General features: G+C 53.2%; 12 protein-coding genes. 8 read left to right on the forward strand and 4 right to left on the reverse strand.

Features of this window, described 5'->3' with window-relative positions; genetic code table 11:
* Positions 1-6: 6 nt before the first annotated feature.
* Complete coding sequence (locus F0P93_RS14285) at positions 7-417, forward strand: hypothetical protein (RefSeq protein WP_150877052.1); 411 nt, start codon at positions 7-9, stop codon at positions 415-417.
* On the opposite strand, the gene F0P93_RS31495 is transcribed toward F0P93_RS14285, so the two are convergent.
* Positions 418-585, reverse strand: a complete 168-nt coding sequence (locus F0P93_RS31495; RefSeq protein ID WP_191908818.1) for a hypothetical protein — start codon at positions 583-585, stop codon at positions 418-420. It lies immediately after the preceding gene.
* 31 nt (positions 586-616) lie between these two features.
* Here F0P93_RS31495 and F0P93_RS14290 point away from each other — a divergent pair, with 31 nt between their 5' ends.
* Genes F0P93_RS14290 through F0P93_RS14305 form a run of 4 tightly spaced genes read left to right on the forward strand, consistent with a single transcriptional unit; the run spans position 617 to position 6,626 of the window.
* Complete coding sequence (locus tag F0P93_RS14290; protein ID WP_150877053.1) at positions 617-1,867, forward strand: TolC family protein; 1,251 nt, start codon at positions 617-619, stop codon at positions 1,865-1,867.
* A gap of 4 nt (positions 1,868-1,871) precedes the next feature.
* Positions 1,872-2,957: an efflux RND transporter periplasmic adaptor subunit gene (locus F0P93_RS14295; RefSeq protein ID WP_150877054.1), complete on the forward strand. Its 1,086-nt coding sequence runs from the start codon at positions 1,872-1,874 to the stop codon at positions 2,955-2,957.
* A 3-nt stretch (positions 2,958-2,960) separates the two neighbouring features.
* Positions 2,961-6,074, forward strand: coding sequence for an efflux RND transporter permease subunit (locus F0P93_RS14300; RefSeq protein WP_150877055.1), 3,114 nt, complete (start codon positions 2,961-2,963; stop codon positions 6,072-6,074).
* A 54-nt stretch (positions 6,075-6,128) separates the two neighbouring features.
* Positions 6,129-6,626 carry a hypothetical protein gene (locus F0P93_RS14305; RefSeq protein ID WP_150877056.1) on the forward strand — a complete coding sequence of 166 codons (498 nt, stop codon included), beginning with the start codon at positions 6,129-6,131 and terminating at the stop codon, positions 6,624-6,626.
* Positions 6,627-6,642: 16 nt separating this feature from the next.
* On the opposite strand, the gene tamL is transcribed toward F0P93_RS14305, so the two are convergent.
* The 3 genes from tamL to F0P93_RS14320 form a co-directional block, all read right to left on the reverse strand.
* Positions 6,643-8,958: a translocation and assembly module lipoprotein TamL gene (gene tamL, locus F0P93_RS14310; protein WP_150877057.1), complete on the reverse strand. Its 2,316-nt coding sequence runs from the start codon at positions 8,956-8,958 to the stop codon at positions 6,643-6,645.
* Positions 8,955-13,964 (reverse strand): translocation/assembly module TamB domain-containing protein, encoded by a 5,010-nt coding sequence (locus F0P93_RS14315; RefSeq protein ID WP_225309489.1) that lies wholly within the window; start codon positions 13,962-13,964, stop codon positions 8,955-8,957. The genes tamL and F0P93_RS14315 overlap by 4 nt, the downstream gene beginning before the upstream one ends.
* Positions 13,965-14,179: 215 nt before the next feature.
* A complete protein-coding gene (locus F0P93_RS14320) occupies positions 14,180-14,413 on the reverse strand; it encodes a hypothetical protein (RefSeq protein ID WP_150877058.1) in 234 nt (77 codons plus the stop codon).
* 168 nt (positions 14,414-14,581) lie between these two features.
* On the opposite strand from F0P93_RS14320, the gene F0P93_RS14325 reads away from it, so the two are divergent.
* The 3 genes from F0P93_RS14325 (at position 14,582) to F0P93_RS14335 (ending at position 20,383) form a co-directional block, all read left to right on the forward strand.
* Entirely contained in the window at positions 14,582-15,190 is a 609-nt protein-coding gene (locus tag F0P93_RS14325; RefSeq protein WP_150877059.1) for an RNA polymerase sigma factor, read from the forward strand.
* Between the two features lie 406 nt (positions 15,191-15,596).
* Entirely contained in the window at positions 15,597-16,712 is a 1,116-nt protein-coding gene (locus F0P93_RS14330) for a FecR family protein (protein WP_150877060.1), read from the forward strand.
* 221 nt (positions 16,713-16,933) lie between these two features.
* A complete protein-coding gene (locus F0P93_RS14335; protein ID WP_150877061.1) occupies positions 16,934-20,383 on the forward strand; it encodes a TonB-dependent receptor in 3,450 nt (1,149 codons plus the stop codon).
* Positions 20,384-20,444: the final 61 nt, after the last annotated feature.

The following is a 20,444-nucleotide window of genomic DNA, read 5'->3' on the forward strand; positions in this document are numbered from 1 at the left end:
GATTTTATGAAAAAACTGCGTCAACTTCCTTTTCTGCACCGGCTTTTCTGTTTGTTGATGGCCATTAATGTCCTCAACTTCAGCATTGATGCCCCGGATCACCTCACCCAATCTGTTCATCAGAATGTGGGTGCGGAAGATCTGTCGGTCAACAAAATGGAAAGTATTGGCGAGGTTCTGCTCGAAGAGGTTCTGGCGATTCCCAATGCCGTACCGGAACGGGATGATCCGGATCATCCCATTGCGGTCAAACTCGTCAAAACCGTTTATGACTGGACCGCACCCAGCGTGATGGTGCCGTTGCCGAAAGTGGCGGTTAGCTTTTGCCTGCTGGTTCCCCGGAAGCATCTCTTCTCTGCTTCTTTCTATTCGTCTCATTCGCCCGAGATCGATTCTCCTCCGCCCCAACGGGCCTGATCAAGTCCCCTTTTGTGTGAAGAACTGACCGGCTCCCTGCATTCGGTTGCCGACGGTTTTCTTCTGTTTTTCGCATCCGCCGGTTGCCGTCATCCGCTGTTTTGCTGCGTCGGTTCTTTTTGGATTGGTCGCTGGCATTTCTCCCGGTGCTGGTGATCGTGCGGTCATGCCATTCTTTTTCTTACGATATTTTTAGATCATGATCAAATACGTGACCCTGGTGGTCCTGCTTTGGAGCGGGATGGCCCGGGCCCAGGACACGCTGTCCATTCACCTCCGGCAGGCTGATAGCCTGTTCGTTGGGAGAAATCTGCTCGCACTGGCCGGCCGGTACCAGATCGAAACCGCTCAAGCCGAAGTAATCCAGGCGGGTTTGTTCGACAATCCTACGATTACGGCAGAAATCAATGCCTACAACCCGGAACGACGCCGGGTGCTGGACGTTGGCAAACAGGGACAAAAATTCGTCGCGATTGAGCAACTGCTGTATACCGCCGGGAAACGAAACAAACGAATCGCGCTGGCGCAGGAATCGGCTCACCTGACCGAGCTGGGGTTCCGCGATCTGCTCCGGGTGCTCCGGTTTGAGCTGCACAGCCGGTTCTACGAAATCTATTTTCAGCAGAACACCCTGAAACAATACGAGCAGCAGGTTTTGGTTTTGCAGACGACCCTCAACGCCTTTGAGGAGCAGTACCAACGTAACAATGTTTCGCTGCTGGAAATGCTGAGGCTTAAATCGCTGCTCTTTCAGCTTTCGAAAAACCGCACCGAAATTCAGTCCCAACTGGTCGATCAGCAGCAGTTTCTGCAAACCCTGCTTTCTACGAATCAACCCATCCGGCCGCTGGTCGATGAAGCCGCTCTGGTCCGGTTGCAACCGCCGGTTCAGCCCTTGGATTCGTTGCAAAATCTGGCCCTCCAAAACCGCCCGGATGTTCGCATCAGCGAATCGCTAACCCGGCAGGCGCAACTGAACTACACCCTGCAAAGGGCACTGGCGAAACCGGATGTGCGCGTCGGTGGGGTCTACGATCAGTCGTCCAATTACATCCAGAATTACACCGGTTTGTCGGTTTCGATGGATTTGCCGCTGTTCAACCGCAATCAGGGAGCCATTCGGGCGGCCAAAAGTCAGATCGGGTACCAGCAAAAGCTGCACCAGCAGAAGACGATTCAGGTGGAGAACGAGGTGACGGCGGTTTGGCAAAAAATCCGCAACGCCGACCAGATGATTCGCTCGGTGGAAGGCCGGTTTACGGAGCAATTCGAAGAACTGAACCGGGGTGTACTGGCCAACTTCCTGAAGCGGAATATCTCCCTGCTCGAATTTGTCGATCTCTTCGAAACCTACACCGAAAACATTCGGGATCTGAACCGCCTGAAAACCGACCGCATGGCGGCTTACGAGGAATTCAACTACGTCATGGGTACCAATCTGTCAAACTAATCCAATGAACAAACTCATCATCATCACCTTCCTGCTGGCGGCCGGAATGGGAACACTCAGTTGCGATACGCCACCAGTTGCCGAAGAAACGAAAGCCTTCATGCTATCGGATACGATGCAGAAACGCATCCGGCTGGACTCGGTTGTGAACCAGCCCGTTCGAAATGAACTGACACTGGTGGGCCGCGTTGTGGCCGACGAAAACAAGGTCATCAAGGTGTTTCCGCTGGTGGGTGGCAACGTAGAAACCGTGCCGGTTGAGTTAGGTGATTACGTTCGGAAAGGGCAAACGCTGGCGCTGATCCGATCCGGCGAAGTGGCCGATCTGGAACGGCAGATGATCCAGGCACAGTCGGGCTTGCTGGTGGCGCAAAAAAACCTGCGGGTTGCCCAGGATCTGAACGAAAGCAAACTGAACGCCCAGCGCGATGTGGTTCAGGCGCAAAACGAAGTCAGTCAGGCCGAAGCCGAACTGGCCCGGTTGCGGGAAGTCTTCCAAATTTATGGTCTGGGCAAAACCAGTAACTACACGGTCAAAGCGCCTATTTCCGGGTTCATCATCGAGAAAAACGTCAATCCCGGCTTGCAGCTCCGGGCCGATAACGCCGACAACCTCTTCACCATCGGCGAAATCAAGGACGTCTGGGTAATGGCCAACGTTAATGAAAGCGACATCGGCCGGGTCAAAACCGGGATGGCGGCCCAGATCGAAACGCTGAGTTATCCCGATGCGGTTTTTCGGGGCAAAGTAGACAAAATCTACAGCGTACTCGATGCCAACACCAAAGCCATGAGCGTGCGAATTCGGCTGGCAAATCCGGATTACAAGCTGAAACCGCAGATGCACGCGACCATCCGGCTGACGCTGGAAACGGGCCGGCAACTGGCGACCGTACCGACCGATGCGGTTATTTTCGACCGATCGAAAAACTACGTTGTCGTCTACCGCAACCGGAGCGATCTGGAAGTTCGTGAAGTATCCGTTCACAAAACGTTGCGGGCGGTCACCTACCTCAACGCGGGTCTGAAGCCCGGCGAAACCGTGGTTTCCAAGAATCAGATCCTGATTTACAACGCCTTGAACAACTAACTCATGAACCAGTTCATTCGGAATATTGTCGGTTTTTCGCTGAAAAACCGGTTTTTTATCTTTTTCATGACCGCCGGTCTGGTCATTGCGGGGGTGTTCAGCTACCTCAATACGCCCCTGGAAGCGTTCCCCGATGTCACCAATACGCAGATTATTGTGGTGACGGAATGGAACGGCCGGAGCGCCGAAGAAATCGAGCGTTTCGTCACCGTTCCCATCGAAGTCGCCATGAATTCGGTGCAGAAAAAAACCAACGTGCGCTCCGTCACCATGTTCGGGTTGTCGGTCATCAAAATCATTTTTGAAGATGAGGTCGAAGACTTTTTTGCCCGACAACAGGTTAACAATCAACTGCGTAACATCACGTTGCCCGATGGTGTCGAACCGGATGTGCAGCCACCATATGGCCCGACAGGTGAAATTTACCGCTTCACGCTGAAAAGCGACAAGCGGGATAGTCGCGAACTGCTGACGGTTCATAACTGGGTGATCGACCGCCAGTTGCGGAGTGTTCCGGGCGTGGCCGACGTCGTGGCGTTTGGCGGTCGGCAGAAAATCTACGAACTGCGCGTCAACCCGACGCAACTGGCCAAATACGATCTGACACCGCTGGAAGTGTACCAGGCCGTTACCCGCAGCAACATCAACGTCGGGGGCGATGTCATCGAAAAAAGCGGACAGGCGTATGTGGTTCGCGGCATTGGCCTGCTAACATCCATTCAGGACATCGGCAACATCATCATTGAGGAACTGAACGGCAACCCGGTTTTGGTCAAAAACGTCGCGGAGGTGGCCGAATCGCAGTTGCCGCGCGTGGGGCAGGTGGGTCTGAACGACGATGACGACGTGGTGCAGGGTATTGTGGTGATGCGAAAAGGCGAAAATCCCAGCGACGTGCTGGGCCGCGTGAAGGCGAAAATCGAACAATTGAACACGCGGGTCTTGCCACCGGACGTCAACATAGTGACGTTCTACGACCGCGACAACCTGATCGAGTTCTGTACGCACACGGTTCTGCACAACCTGACCGAAGGCATTGTGCTGGTAACGGTAATGGTTTTTCTGTTCATGGCCGACTGGCGAACCACGCTCATCGTTTCGATCATCATTCCGCTGGCGTTGCTGTTTGCGTTCATGTGTTTGAAATTGAGGGGTATGTCGGCCAATCTACTGTCGATGGGAGCGGTCGATTTCGGGATCATCATCGACGGGGCTGTGGTGATGGTCGAGGGAATCTTCGTCACCCTCGATCATCGGGCGCACAAAGTTGGCATGACCAAATTCAACAAACTGGCCAAACTGGGTCTGATCAAAAAAACCGGTGGCGAACTGGGCAAGGCTGTTTTCTTCTCAAAGCTCATCATCATCACGGCCCTGCTGCCCATTTTCGCGTTCCAGAAAGTCGAAGGTAAAATGTTCTCTCCGCTGGCCTGGACGCTCGGTTTTGCCCTGTTGGGTGCGTTGCTGTTTACGCTGACGCTGGTGCCGGTTTTGTGTTCCATTTTGCTAAAAAAGAACGTCCGCGAAAAGAATAACCCCCTTGTCAACTTCTTCAACCGCATCGTCATGGCGGGTTTTGGCTGGTGCTACGGTCATAAAAAACGCAGCATCGTGGCCGCTTTGCTGCTGATGGGCGGCACGTTTTTCTCCGCCCGGTTTCTGGGAACAGAGTTTCTGCCGCAACTGAACGAGGGCGCACTGTGGGTCACGGCCGAGTTGCCCATGAGTCTGTCGCTGCCCGAAAGCGTGGAGATGGCCGGGCAGATCCGGCGGGATTTGAAGACGTTTCCGGAAGTCAATCAGGTGCTTTCGCAGGTGGGCCGTTCCAACGACGGTACCGATCCGAACGGTTTTTACTTCTGCCAGTTTCAGGTCGATCTGGCCCCCAAAGACGACTGGAAACGCAAGCTGTCGGTGGAAGAACTGACCGATGAGATGGACAAAAAACTGCGGAATTATCCGGGGATTGTCTACAATTATTCGCAACCCATCATCGACAACGTGGCCGAAGCCGTCGCCGGTTACAAAGCCAGCAACGGCGTAAAAATCTTTGGGCCGGATATTTACAAGCTCGAAAAATACGCCGACCAGGTTCTGAACGCTATGAAAGACGTCGAAGGCGTCCGGGATTTGGGCGTGATCCGGAATGTCGGTCAGCCGGAGATCAGCGTGCTGTTTCATGACCACAAAATGGCGTTGTATGGCGTTACCACAGCGGATGCGCAGGCGGTGATCGAGATGGCCATTGGCGGAAAAACCGCATCGGTTTTGTACGAGGGCGAGCGCCGGTTCGACATTCGGGTCCGGTATCAGGACGAATACCGCCAGAGTGAAGAAGACATCATGAGCCTGATGGTTCCGACGCTGAAAGGGGGTCTGATTCCGTTGCGGGAGATCGCTTCGCTCAAGAAGCAAACCGGCCCGGCATTCATCTACCGCGATATTAATCAGCGGTTTATCGGCGTCAAATTTTCGGTGCGAGGGCGTGATCTGGGCAGTACGATTGCCGAAGCCCAGAAAAAGGTCAATGCGGCCCTCAACCCGGGCAAAGACTACTCGATGGAATGGGTTGGGGAGTTTGAAAACCAGGTGCGGGCCACCGAGCGGCTGGCACAGGTCGTCCCCATCAGTCTGGCGGCCATTTTTGTGATCCTGTTCATCACCTTCGGCAACACCAAAGATGCGGGCCTGGTGCTGCTTAACGTTCCGTTTGCCCTGATTGGTGGCATTCTGGCACTGCACGCAACAAACATGAACTTTGGCATCTCGGCGGGGGTCGGATTCATTGCCCTTTTCGGAATCTGCGTGCAAAATGGGGTGATTCTGATCTCGGTTTTCAACAAAAACCTGCTGGCCCGAATGTCGCTGGACGAGGCCATCCGGGACGGGGTTCAGTCGCGCATACGCCCCGTGGTCATGACGGCCCTGATGGCGGCCATCGGGCTGCTGCCAGCCGCACTTTCCACCGGAATTGGATCGGAAACCCAGAAACCGCTGGCGATTGTCGTCATCGGCGGACTGATCACCGCCACCGTTTTGACGCTGCTGGTTTTCCCCATCATCTACCGGTTTTTCTACCGCCACCGGGTTCACCGGCTCCAGGATCTGGATGAATAATCAGGCCAATAAACCAATAGTCAAGTTTTAATTTTCACTTAAACACATCGAAACATGAAACGCAATCCCATCGTTTCCCGTCTTACAACCCTTTTCAGCATCCTAATTTTAGCGACAATCAGTTTTAATTGCCAGGATAAAGCCGGTGCCGACTTAATTAATGAGGCAGCTCGTTCGGGGGTATCCCTGGGGGCTTACAGTGGCTTCAAAACGGCGTTTCCCAGCGCCCGGTCGGTGACTTGGAATCGTCTTCAGGATCGAATTTGGGAAGCCCGTTTCACGGAAGGAACCACTGCAAAAGTCGCTCTCCTCCAAACGAGCGGAGTCGTGGTTGAACAGGGCGTGCTGCTCAGTCCGGATTCAGTACCGGCAATCACCCGCACGCATCTGAGCGAAACCTTTCCCGGAAGCAGCATCCACACGGTTTTGACGGACGTCGATGACGAAGCGAATAAGCCTTGGCGGGTCATCCTGCTGGATGCAACGAATGCCCGGATTTGGCGGGTTCTGTTCAACAGCGATGGAACATTTCATTCCGCGACAGAACTCTGACAAATGAACGCCGGGGTTAAAACGGATACCCCACGGCGACATTCAGGATCAAATTCTCCCGGCGCCAGGCTCGGTTGCCGGGAGCAATTTCATCCGTCACCCACTGCTGCCCTTCCGGCAACCACGGTTTGCGCAGCGGAAACGCCAGGTCAAACCGGACGACAAAATACGACACATCCACCCGGAGACCCACCCCCGTGCCGACGGCCAGTTGTTTGTAGAAATCGGACTTAAACTGTGTTCCAAGTCCGTATAACGTATTATCGGAGTACATCCAGACGTTGCCGACGTCCAGGAACAGGGCTCCCTGGATGTATTTATTGAATTTGGGACGAAGTTCGGTATTAAATTCCAGCTTGATGTCGCCCCCGCCGTCCTGAAGCTGCACCGTACCTTCCAGATTTCGGGTAAAAATCCCGGGGCCAACCGCCCGGGGGCGGAAAGCGCGCAGGCTGTTGGCCCCCCCGACAAAATATTGCTTCACGAAAGGCAATTCCGTGGAATTACCGTAGGGAACGCCAAATCCACCAAAAAACCGGTTGGCCCAGGTCAAATTTTCCGATACTTTAAAAAAATGCCGGCTATCGACATCCATCCGAAAAAACTGCGAATAGGGTACTCCAAAGATCACTTCCCGCCCTTCTGCATTGGTTTTGCGCGTCAGCCACGAAGCCAGATTACCGGCGGGTTCAACGTTCACACTCAACCGATAGGTGTATGCCGAAGCGGTCCGGGGTGATGAGCTGAGATTATACGTATATAACGTACTCAGAATGAGCTGTTCGGAACGCAGAATATTGATGTACTGCTGCCGTGTGCTGGGGTCGTCTTCCAGGGCGAAGAATTTTTCGGTAAAATTGGAAGGCAACACGTAGTTAATGCTGATGGGCTGAAAAATGTGCTCCGTTTGCGGATTGCTCCGCCACGAATAGCCAAACGTGGTCAGAAACGAATTCAAGTGGTATAATTCTCCCCGAACGATCAGATCGTACCCCAATGAGACGATGGTTTGGGGCAGCGCCTGTCCGCGCTGGTAATATTTAATGGGAATCGGCGTAACCAGCCGGGGAAACGTCAGACTGGTCTGAATGCCGTAGCGGTAGTTGGCAACACCCTGCCCGCGCGCACCTACCTGGAATTCAATTCCGGCATTGGCGCTGATGGTGAACAGATCAGAGCGTCCAAAAACGTTCCGGTTTCGCCAGTTCAGGGAAAGTTGCGACCCCACTAGGTTGTTGGAGCGGCTCGTCCCGGCAATTTCAAGCCGGGCTGATTTTTTAGGGTAGGGCGTCAGGAAATAATGCACATCCAGCACGGCCGAATCGCCTTGCTGATCCGCTTCAAACCGGTTGCGGACAAATTTAAACGACCCTACGTTGATAAACCGTGACAAGGTCTGATCCTGCGCCCGGCTGTTGTACCGCTTCCCGGGTTGCAGGGCAATGATATCCCGAAACAACTTGGGATTATAGATGCCAGCCGGATCGACAATATTTAATTTACCAAACTTAACAGCCTGATTTTCTGACGTATCCGTTTGGGTTGTATTGGAGGAAAGGCTGTAATTGGGATAGACATAAATATCCCGGATCGAATATGGCAACAAAGCCGCCGGTGGCGTTTCAGGCTTGATGGCCAGGTAGAGCCGGGTGCGGTGTTTTCCCAGCGCACTATCGGCCAAGACAGCGAGGTAGTCGGGCTGGAAGTAGAAAAAACCCTGACGCTGCAAGGCCTGCGTGATCCGTTCCCGTTCCAGCTTAATCAACTCAAAACGGTAGGGGTTGTCTTTCTTGAGCAAACTACGTTTTCTGACCTCCACCATCGGTTTCCGCAAAGACGTTGAATCCATCAGAAAGGCCACTGAGTCGATGTAATACCGTGGTTGCACCTGCACCTGATAGACCCCCGTAGCCTGATACCCTTCTTCCTTCAAACTGCCCGAAACCGTTGATCGGAAATACCCTTCATTTTCCAGAAATCCCATCCAGAGCTGTGCGTTGGACGACAACGCCTTGGCGCTCGCAAAAACCGGCGGTTCTCCGGCCTTTCGCCGAAACCACGCCCGAAATCCTTTCTCTTTTTTGGGTTCGCCCATCAAATAATACAACCCGACTTTGTACGGATAGCCGAACAATCTCTTGTTGGGCTTCGGACGCGCCATGTCGGCCAGTGCCGTTTCAATCTGCCCTTTTTCGGTTTTGGAAACGGTCGAATCCACCTGAACATTGATTTCCGTATCGACGTAGAGCTTCTCGCCGGGCGGAATGTGTCTGGCAACGTGGCAACCCGTCAGAAAGAGGAAAAAAGATATGTATGCTAAACCGTTTCTCATTGATTCACTTTCTCCTCCGGTTTTTTAAAGATTTCACTCAACTGATTGTAATCGACGGTGATGACAAAGCCAATACCGGTTTCGATCACATACCCTTCCAAAACCGCCTGATAATCACTCTTGCGATACCCCCGCATCATGTAGCGACCGTCGCGGGAAAGGTTATAGTTTAATGACAGGTTATCAAAGACTTCGTTTGGATTTCGGGTAATGGTATTGCTGTTTTTTTCCAGCACAAAATTACGGCCCACCGAAACCGTCAGCCGTCCATTCAGGAAACTGCGGGATACCCCGACGTTTAAATCGGTTCGGGAACCTACCGTATTGTTCGACTGTGCGGACTGGCTCGACGAAAGCAGGTTGAAATCGACATCGAATCCTTTCAGCAGACTGGAAGCAAACCGCTCCAATTGATCTGACAGAATCTTGCTGACGCTGTTTCGGGCAATCTCTTCCGTATTGATTCCCCCCCCGGACGAACTGGAGGATGTTTCGGCAATGAAACTACCCAATACCATCAACCCGAAAACCTGCTTGTTCAACTGCGACGGATCGTTCCGCAACTGCGTCAGTTTGGAATTGACTGCGTCGATCACCGTGCGGGAAGCCAGAAAATCTTCCTCCGGCATCACAATGTCGAAACTGATGTCGGGTGCCGCCAGCCGGCCTTTCATCTTCAGCAACACGTTGAACGGTATTTTCTGCTTGGACGCCGTCCGCATTTGTTCGCTGGTTTCGTTGGCAATCAGGTTCGAGGGAACCGCCGTGGTCTGGTAAACCGCCGTAATGTCGAGTTCAGCCCGGAGCGGATCGCCCGTCCAGGTGATAAAACTCCCTTTTTGAATTGAGAATTTGCGTTTGAGGACCTGATAGGTCAACGAATACTCCCCTTCGGTTACATCGTAGCGACCGAGCAGCGAAATCGCCCCGCTCTGGCTCACACCGACGTTCAGGCGGGCATTGCCTTTGATGCGCAGGTTGTCGCCGTTGAGTTCATCGACAACGACGGTAATTTCAGATTTTTCGTTGACTTCCAGGCTCAAATCGATCTGGGCATTGCTCAACTCCTTGAAAGCCCGGCTGCGCAAGGCCGTGTCGGGCCGGGCAACCACCAGGTATTTCCGCAACGCCAGGGTGTCATTGTGGTCGATAAAGGTGACAATCTCGCGGGCCTCGTTCACCGACGCCGTCTGATCAGGCAACACCATTGTCACCTTGCTGTCATCCTCCAGTTTAATCGAGCCACCAATGGTGGGGCTGGTGCCGCTCCCGCGAATGCTGAGGTTGGCGCTGATGGCGGCATTCCCGTACGCCAGATCGTTGTCTTTCCGGGTGGCATTCAACACCTGAAATTTCGTGGCATTGATGCGCAGGTTATACGCCACATCGGGCAGTTTCCGGAGCGTTATGGTTCCGTTGGTGGTCAGGCTGCGGTTCAACGCGTCCCGAACGCTGAAATCCTGAAACGTGATTACTTTCTCGTTGAAACGAATGGTTTCCTTGTCGATTTTATACGTGGCATTCAGATACGCGACGTTGAAAGCCAGTGAATCGAACGACATCGACCCATTCATCCGGGGCTGTTCGGTCGAACCGGACACATCGACCTGCCCGCGCAACCGGCCTGACGTTTGCCGCAACTGACCAAAGCTAAACGCTTCGATCGTTTGTGCGCTCAACTGCTCCAGATTGATCTTGAAATCCAGGGCATTCGCCGGGTCCGACGCCTTGTAAAACCCCGTTACCCGCGCACTGTTTCCCGAACCCTTCAGGGCAATATCGGTCGAAATCCGCTGGTCTGTCGTGTTTTCAAAACTGGCGGTTAGATTTCCCAGCGGTTTTGCCATCACCTTCAGGCTATCGACGGTTACATTGCCGGTAAACGACAGATTGGTCATCACATTCCGCAGGATGACGTCACCATTCAGCAAACCGCCCGCCAGCGTGGTGTCCTGATTGGCCAGTTTCGCCATATTCGTCAGGTCGATGTTCTCCACTTTCACTTCCAGGGGCGCATTGGGTTTCGGAACAATGCTGTTGACCAGAATCTTCTGGGAACCGGTTTGAAGTAAGAATTTATCGGCTAGAATACCGTCCTCGCTGTATTGAATATACCCCGTCGTGTCGCTCGTCCAGCGCTGGTAATTGGTCATCATTCCGTCCGGGTTGAACCGAAACTGATAAGCGCGGTCGGCAACGCCCAGATTACCGGACAAGGCATACCAGGCCCGGCCCGTCGAGTCTTCCGAAATAATATCGAAATGCAGGCGGTTTTTGATAGCTTCCCCGTTGAATCGGGTTACGTTCAGATCAACCTGATCCGTGTGAACAGCATTAACCCGGCTCTGGATCAGCAAACGATCATTAACCGCCTGAAGCCCCATCGTTACGGTTTGAAACCGCATGGTGTCGTACTCGATCGTACCGGTTTTCAACAAGGCCGACAGGGTGGTGTCTTTTGTATTGTCAATGTACGCTTTCAGGGTAACGGGGTCCATTTTGGTCAGGGCGGGCAAAAAAGCCGTCAGCAACGGATGCTGGTTGACCGTCATGTCGATGTTGAAACCATAAGGCGGATTCACCGGCTTGTAGGTCAGGTCGGGTAGTTTGATGTATTTGCTGAATTCCCCCACGACAATATCGTACAGGCGGGTGTAGTCAAACTGACCGTCGAGCTTTAGAGTCGCGAAGGGAAGTTTGGCTTCCACGATTTTCCGAACGCCTTCCGGTGCCGCCTTGACATAAAACGAATCCAGCGGATACGTTTTGCCGTTTAATCGCACCACGGTTTCCCGGGCCGTCAGCGTGCCCACCGGATTAACCGGGTCAGTGGAGGCAAAATCAAACCGCATCCGGCCTTCGATGCTGAGTGGATCCTTGTAAAACTTCAATGCCGTCACATCCAGCTTTTCAATCACCAAACCGCCTTTCACGCTGGGATAGTCTTCCAGCAAACCAACCTCGGAATTCAGAGCCAGCCTGGCGTTCGGATCATCGAGTGTGCTTTTGGCCGTCAGAATGCCTTTGTCCAGTTCGCCTTCGGCGGCAAAATTCTGGTAGTTGTATCCATTCAGTTCCGCCTGCCGGACATTGAGCCGGAACGTGGTCCGCATGGTTTTGACATCGATTCCCTGCCCGTTGACGGTCGCATCAGCCGTAATGCTGCCAAGCGTTGCCTGCTGATTCAGCCAGCGACCGGCTTCAAAATTCGCCAGCGCCAGGGTGCCCTTGTAAGCCTGATTTTTTCCGGCCACAAATCCCCGCACGTTTCCGTCGAAATCGACATTGCCCCAATCGGTTTGCAGCGCAGATTTGATGTTCAGATCATTGATTTCGCCCTGAAAACGCCCGGTTAGCCGAAGTTTCGGTGGAATGTTGAAGGAATCCGGCAACGTTCCTTTCGGTACCAACTGCCGAATATCGCGAAGCTGCGTTGAGCCTTCGGTCAGAGTAATGTCCATCGCCATCCGGTTGACATCGGTCACGTTGCGCAACCGACCGCTGGCCCGCAACCGGGTTCCCGACAGCATATCGAGTTCAAACGTCGGAATGCTCAGATTCGCCAGCGTTCCCCGCATCAAAGTGTTGACCCGAATAACCGCCTGACGGTTTCCGGCAAAAGGCGCAGTGGTCGCCAGAAAAGGGGCGAGTTGCAGGATGTCCGCCACTGCCAGCCGACTTTGTTTCAGGTTGACCCGAATCCCCACACGCCCGGCTTCGCGCGGACGGCTCAGTTGCCCGATGGAGTCATACCGTAGAATGAGTTGGTCACGAATGAGTGTCTGGGGCGTTTGAACCAAAAGCCGGTTGATCGACGTCAGCGTATCGCTATAAACCACGTCGGCATCGAGTCGCTGGAGCGCAAAACCGCTTTGATCCCGGAAACGGCCTCCGCGAAACTTCCCGGAAATGACCTGCGGACTGTATTGCAGCGCCTGAGCCGTTAGCGAAAAATCCTGCAAATCAAGGTGCCCATAATCCAGACCGGTTTTCTGTTTGGGCTGATTTTGATCGTCGAACCGGATACGGTTTTTGGCCAGTGCCAACCGCCCGATGCTGGCCCGCCAGCCACCCGCATCGTCGGCGGTGGCCGTTGTCATGGTGGGCGGAGTTGCTTTTTTAGTCGGTTTGGTCAGGATGGCCGAAATATCCGAATTTTCGAGTTCCAGGGATTTGATGCCGATGCGCTGCCCGTCCAGATACAGATAATCGGCGTTCATCGCCAGTCGTCCGGCCGAGCCTTTCGTCTGGAAATCAGCCTCTTCCACCTTAACATCCCACCGCGCCCGGGTGAGTTTCCAATTGCCTAACTGGAGATCCATCGTATCACCCGGTGCCGACGTATCGGGAGTGTCCGGCGTATCGATCCCTTTGTAAAGCCGCGTGTTGGCGACCAGACCGTCAACCGTCACATCGCGAAGGTGGTATTGGGATTTATCAACGTTGGTTTTGTCGAAGTTAGCCCGCAACGTATCGACGTAGGCACCGACATCGGCACCGACGACATCATCTTTGTAGCGAATCCGAACGTCTTTCAGCGTGATACCGGACAAACTGATGTCCAGCGGGGTCGCCGTGGTGTCGACCGGCTGGGGTGGTCCGCCGGTGTCGAAGGCGTCGATGATGTATTGAAAATTGAAAGCCGTATCGGGCAGTGTGCGGTTCAGGTTCACGCTAACCTTCTCCAGTTCGATCTGGTTGAGCGCAATCCGGTTTTTGAGCAGGCCCATCATGTCGAGATCGACCCGAAGTTTCTGGCCCGCCAGAAGGGTGTCGCCTTGGGGCGTAATAAACAGCACCTCTTCCAGACTGATGTAATCCGGAATTTCGTAGGTAATCCGGCCAATCCGAAAAGGGCTTTTGAGTTTTCCGGCCAGGTAATTATTGACCTGACGGGTCACAAATTCCTGCCCCCAGGTCGTCGTACCGACTACACCGAGGAACCCGATCACCAGAAAAATCAGTGCCAGTATAGCCAGGAAAAAAACCGTCAGAAATTTTTTCACGTTCCTTGTATCAGTCACCGGATAACCAACCGACTACCCTGCTTTCTGTCTTTGCTCCTTATTCAATACGTACTTTAGACGCCGAATGTTGAACGGCGGATCCTATTTGTACAAAAAAATAATAGAGACAGTGTCAATAATCCGGCCAATTTCCTTCTTCAATAAACCGTGCAGAAAGTGATTATGTTATAGTGATGTTCCTTCTTGGTTCTGTTTTACTTTGAGAAAACGCCTTTCGCAATTAAATAAGGGATGATCAGCCAGAGCAGGCCTTTAATGAGAAAGAAAAGAAAGCCCAGCCAGCCGACGCGCTTGAGCCATATTTTGAAACGGTTATTCATGGTGTGGCTATTCGTTTGATCAATGCCTTTATCGAAACCGGGCGTTCCTGAAAGCAATATTCCACCAAAGTTAGCGAACTGCCGATTTATTGAAAGCCGTCTTCCCATTTTTGCTGCTTTTCGCGCACGTCGGCCTTTGTTCCGGGTTTTATCCGCAAACCGCACCGCTATATTTTAAATTCTTTTAATTATAGATTTCACCCACAAAATACCATCTCTGTTAAAATAACACTACATTTGGTACAATTAAAGTTAGTCCTTGACGGTCATCATCCATTGGAACGCTTTACAGCCGCTGAGTATAAAAATCTTGCCCCCCGGGAGCTATGGCAACGCTTCAAAGCCGGTGACGAACTGGCTTTCGGCGAACTGGCTCAGGGGCATTACCGTAGCCTGTATAACTACGGTTCGCGGCTGACTGCGGATTCGGAACTGGTTTGGGACACCATCCAGGATTTGCTGTTGGAATTGTGGGACCATCGAGCGACCGTCGGCGATGCGGTGTTTGTCAAAACGTATTTGCTGAAAGCGCTTCGCTATAAACTGCTAAAAGCACTTCCCCAACAACCCGCGGTTCAACTCGACGAATCGGAACCCGCCCAAATGCCTTTTTCCGATTCCATCGAACAGAAAATCATTGATGATGAGAACCAGACAGAGCAAACCCGCCTGTTACGCCAGCTCATGGCTTCCCTCTCCAAACGCCAGCAGGAAGTGCTCTACCTGCGGTTTTACCAGAATTTGGAAAACCACGAAATTGCCCTGATTATGGGGCTGGAGCGCCAGAGCGTCGCTAATCTGCTTCACCGAACCTTCAAGGAACTCCGCCACCAATGGTCGTCCAGCCTGCTGCTGATTTTGCTGGGAATGGTGCGGTTATCGTGAGGTATCAGGTATCAAGCCATGAAGGAGCTAACTATCAAGAGCAATCCCCGTCTATCTTCTAACAGCCTAAAATTCCTTTTGATTTTAACCAATTTATCCCATAGGGGTTTAACAGCGTAGCGTCAGTAGGAGCACATTCGGTTATTTCCATATCCACGTGCCGATCGGTACGAAACAATTGGTCTGTACAATGTAGTCGCTTACCTCAGGGCACGCGTAGGGCTACTGATTGTTTTCGGCGGCCGACGCTGCGCGATTGAATCCCTAACGGCGTAAAAAAATGGATACATATGTCACTGGCATTTCCTAATTGAACTCTTCCCAAAAATAATTTTACTTTTTTTTGGGTATTGCCTCTCCCTCTCCGGCACTATGGAAGTAGAAGCCCTAGAATACTATTTTCTCAATGATTAATTACAGAACGTACGAAGCTGAAGACTTCCTGTTCGATGCGTCATTCCGGCAATGGACGACGGAGTCCTCTCCGCAAGCCGCCCTTTTCTGGAACCGGTGGCTGGCCCAGAATCCCGACCGCGCCGACGTGGTTCGGCAGGCTCAGGAACTGGTTCGCGCGCTGGATGCTCATTACCGCGACGATGCGACCGAAAACCGGCTGGCGGACGAGCTGAACCGGCTGGTCGGCAAGGCCGTCGAACACCGGGATACGGAGCTGGACGTGCCGGTTCGGCCGCTGGGGCAACGGTTGTGGTGGCGCTGGGCGGTGGCGGCTTCCGTATTGCTGATCAGCCTCAGTACCTGGCTTTTTGTGAACCGGGCTCCCAAACCGGCAACCGACCCGTATGAATACCTGACCAAAACCGTCACCCTACCGCTTCAGGAAAAGGTCAATACCGGCCCCAAAGCGATCAATATCCTGCTGAGCGATGGCAGTGTGGTAACGCTGAATCCCAACAGCCGCTTGAGCTATCCCGAACGGTTTGACAACACAACCCGTACGGTGTACCTCAGCGGTGAAGCGTTCTTCGACGTGATGAAAAATCCGGCCAAACCGTTCTTGATTTACGCCAACCAAACCGTTACGAAGGTACTGGGAACCAGCTTTCTGGTTCGGGCTTACACGGGCGAAAAAGACGTAACGGTCATGGTAAAAACCGGTCGGGTTTCAGTCTATTCACAGAAAGACTATGAACTGGCGCAGCAATCCGGTCTCCGGCGCGTCGAAGGCGTGGTGCTGACGCCCAATCAACAGATGACGTATAATCTGGAAGAGAACAAGCTGGTGAAAGCACTGGTGGCCAAACCGGCGGCTTTGATCGCCAACCGGCCCAGTCGCGAGCAGGTGTTTGAAGATGCGCCGGTGGACAAAGTGTTTTCCAGCATTGAGCGTATGTACGGCATCAAACTGCTTTTCGATGAGGAAGCGCTGGCCAACTGCCTTGTGAACCTGACCTTTAACGAAGAGAATTTGCTGGAACGGCTGGATGTCATCTGCCAGACCATCGGCGCATCGTATGAAGTGCTCGACGGCCAGATCGTGATCACCAGCAAAGGATGCCATTGAAGTACCTATTCCTAAACCCTATACATTTTACGCAGACCCCATCTCTATCCCTAATCCCATTCGCCTATGATTGAGTAATCCGTCTCTTCACAAAAAAAGGTCAATGATGGTTCCAGCATCACTGACCCTAACAGACCCCTTTTTAAGCAACCTCATCCAGGATGAAGAAGGGTATTTTTTGTCTATTCGAAACCCCAAACAGCCAAAAAACAAGCAAAAGTATGAAAAAACTTCGACAACCGCTTAGCCTGTTGCGTAGCTTTATGAAATTGACTTTCTATCAGTTACTCCTGGCCGCGATCTTCACCGGGCTCGCTTTTGCCCGCCCCGTAGAAGCCCAGCGAATCATGGATCAACGTGTTACGATCCAGGCCACCAACCTCCCGATGAAGGCGGTTTTGAACCAGCTCGGAAAACAGGCCGACGTCCGTTTTGCCTACCGCTCGGCCCTGGTTCAATTGAATCAGCGTGTATCGTTCAACGCCAGCAACCAGCCGCTGAGCGAAATCCTGGACAAATTATTGAAACCACTGAGCCTGACCTACTACGTAAAAGGGCGGCAGATCATTCTGAACCTGGAACCCCTGCCGGTTCCGTCGGCGGATGAGGTGTTGCGCAGCAACGATGCCGCAGCGGTGGATCAGAACGTATCCGGAACGGTATCGGACGAAGCCGGGGTGCGGCTGCCGGGCGTTAGCGTGGTGGTGAAAGGCACCACCCGCGGAACCACAACGGACGGCAACGGACAATACCGCCTGACGATGCAGACGGGCGATGCGGTTCTGGTGTTCAGTTTTGTGGGCTATACGTCCCAGGAAATTGCCGTCGGAAACCGTACGGAGGTAAACGTCAGCCTGTTGACCGACACGAAAAACCTCAGTGAAGTCGTCGTGGTCGGTTACGGTACCCAAAAACGGTCGGATCTGACCGGTTCGGTTTCGTCGGTCAAAGCGGAGGAAATCAAGAACCTGCCTGTCCGAAGCGTCAACGAAGCCCTGCAGGGCCGGGCCGCCGGGGTGCAGGTCACCCGACCAGACGGAACACCGGGCGGTGGCTCCGACATTGTCATCCGGGGTATTGGCTCCATTGGCGGCATGTCGCCCTTGTATATTGTGGACGGTATTCGGATGGGTGCGGGTAATAACTTCAACCTCCAGGATGTCGAATCCATCGAAGTGCTGAAAGACGCCAGCGCGGCTGCCATTTACGGAGCACAGGCTGCGGGGGGCGTGGTGCTGGTGACGACGAAACGCGGCACGAAGATGGACAAGATGAGCATTAACTTCAATGCGTATTATGGCGTTCGGCAACCCCGGAATCTCTACCAGATGCTGAATACGGCCGACTACATCAAAGCCAAACAGGCCTTCGGCGTCAACACAAGCGGCTATGGCGATCCGGCCACGCTGCCCAACACCAACTGGGTCGACGAAATTTTCCAGAATGGAAAAGAGCAAAGCTATTCGCTTTCGCTGGCGGGAGCCTCGGCCAAAGCCAATTATTACCTGTCGGCCAACTACCAGCGCGAAGGCGGCACCATCATCGATAACTCCTTCGAACGCTACGGGATTCGCTCCAATGCGGATTTCAAAATTAACAAGCGTTTTAAGATCGGAGAAACCCTGTTTGCCTGGAAAACCAGCACCAATCCGGTGCAAAGTGCTACCTATCCGTTCCGTTCAGCCCCCCTGGTAGCGGTTCTGGACCCGACCAATCCGTTTGGCGGCTGGGCCAAAACCGGTTCCTTCTTCACGGGACCAAACTTAGTCGGCTGGGAAAACATTCACCACCGTTTGAATGATCAGTATGCATTGGAAGGGAATATCTACGCCGACTGGGAAATCATCAACGGATTAAATCTTCGTTCGACCTTCGGGGCTTCCGTTTACAGCGGTCGCAACTATACCTTCCGGGAGGCTCATGACTTCGGCGTTGTTAAAAACACCCTGGCCTATTTAACCCGCGACCAAAGCAGTCAGCGTAACCTGACGGCCAACTTTGTGTTGACCTACGACAAAACCATCGGCCAGCACGAGTTCAAGGCCATGGCGGGTTACGAAGCGTATCAGCAGGATCTGAGCAACTTGTCGGCCGAAGCCCAGGGTTTTCAGATCATTACCTACAACCTGGGACTGAGCACCGACCCCAGCACCTACCGGGCCAGTGGGGGCGAATACCCACAAACGCGGCTTTTGTCGCAGTTTGGCCGGATCAATTACACCTACGCCGGAAAATACCTGTTGACGGCCAATGTCCGTCGGGACGGTTCCGACCGGTTTGGTCCCACCAACCGCTGGGGGGTCTTCCCGTCGTTTTCGGTCGGTTGGAAAGTGACCGAAGAAGCGTTTATGCGGGATATTCCGGCCATCTCGAACCTCAAAATCCGGGGAAGCTACGGAAAGCTCGGAAGCACCAGCAACATTCCACAGTTTACCTATCAGGCGTCGTACGGCGGTACCGGGGGCACCAACATTCAGGGTTTACCGGACGGCAGCCGCTCCAAAGGGTATGCGTTAACCGCTCAGCTACCGAACGAGAATATCAAATGGGAAGAAGTGAACCAAACGGATATCGGGGCCGACATTGGGCTGTTTAACAACCGCCTGAACGTGACCGTCGACTGGTACAGCCGCCAGACCCAGGATATGATTTATCAGGTGCCGGTTCCCCGGTCGGCGGGTTTTGCGGCCTCTACCGTGTATACCAACATTGGTCAGATGAGCAACAAAGGGCTTGAACTGGCCATCGACTACCGGGGTAAAGCGGGTGACTTTACGTATAGCATTGCCGCTAATGCTGCTTTCAACAAAAACCTCGTCAAACAACTGAGCGGCACCAACAACAACCCGATCAACGACGGCGCCGGTGGCGATTACCTGGAAAGCACCATTGCCCGGACGCAGGCCGGTTACGCCATGAGTCAGTATTTCGGGTATATCACGGAAGGCATTTTTCAAACCGATGCGGAAGTGGCCACCCTGAATCAACAGGCGCAGGAAAAAGCCGCAGCCGCCGGAAAACCCACAACGGGCGTGGTGTATCAGGCAGCCGGAACCGGTGCCGGTGACCTGAAATTCAGGGATGTAAACGGCGACGGCCGGATTACGATCGACGATAAAACCTACATCGGCAATCCCTGGCCGAAGATGACCTACGGTTTGACGCTGAATCTGGGCTGGAAAGGCATTGACGTTTCGGCCTTGTTTCAGGGCGTACAGGGGCTGGATATCTACAACGCCAACCGGTATTACACGCAGTTTTTCGTGGGGGATTACAACACGACGAACGACATTTTCCAGACGTCGTTCTTCAACGGAAACGGCCTGACCGACCGGCCCCGGGTGGGATACAAGGATGCCTCCGGCAACTACATTCGCGATCCGAACTCCAACTACACCCGCATCTCGGATTATTTTGTGGAAAATGGGGCTTACCTGAAACTGCGTAACCTGCAAATTGGCTACACGCTTCCGTCTGTCGTAACGAACAAGATCAAGATGGGCAGCCTCCGTATTTACCTTCAGGGACAAAACCTGATGACGCTGACCAAGTACAAAGGCATGGACCCGGAAGTGCTGGGCCGGAACGGGACGACCGGACGCGGAATCGACGCGATTTATTCTTATCCGCGCACCACGCTCCTGTCAATGGGCATCGACGCCACTTTCTAATTCACCAGACCTTACTCAGTTGATACAACTATGTTTCATACGATGAAGCCATTTCTGAAAA

It is taken from the genome of Larkinella humicola (assembly GCF_008727875.1).
Classification (GTDB): domain Bacteria; phylum Bacteroidota; class Bacteroidia; order Cytophagales; family Spirosomataceae; genus Larkinella; species Larkinella humicola.